The sequence below is a fragment of the Phocaeicola sp. RTP21198st1_B8_RTP21198_201120 genome, assembly GCF_040929485.1.
In the GTDB taxonomy this organism is placed as follows: domain Bacteria; phylum Bacteroidota; class Bacteroidia; order Bacteroidales; family Bacteroidaceae; genus Phocaeicola; species Phocaeicola dorei.
The window spans coordinates 1-357 of the sequence record NZ_JBCOCI010000559.1; the positions used below are offsets into that span (position 1 = coordinate 1).

General features: G+C 44.5%; 1 pseudogene. It reads left to right on the plus strand.

From position 1 onward, the window contains the following. A pseudogene (locus AB5935_RS28080) lies at nucleotides 1-357 on the plus strand (M13 family peptidase); the annotation flags it as partial.

The window sequence follows — 357 nt, forward strand, 5'->3', positions numbered from 1 at the left end:
TCGCAGAGAGACAGAAGAAAGGCATCCGTCCTTAATTCACCATGTTTGTAAGTGCGGATGATATGAACAGTTCCATGAATATCGTACAGACCTATCAAGGCGGTATCGGAATGGGACAGCGTGACTATTATCTGGAGAATGACGAGCAGACTAAAAATATCCGTAATAAATATCAGGAACATATCGCCAAAATGTTCCAGTTGGCAGGTTATGATGAGGCTACTGCACAGAAAGCGGTGAAAGCGGTGATGAACATCGAAACTCGTCTGGCGAAAGCGGCTCGTTCACAAGTGGAATTGCGTGATCCTCATGCTAATTATAACAAGATGGATAGGGCGACGCTGAAAAAGAACTTCC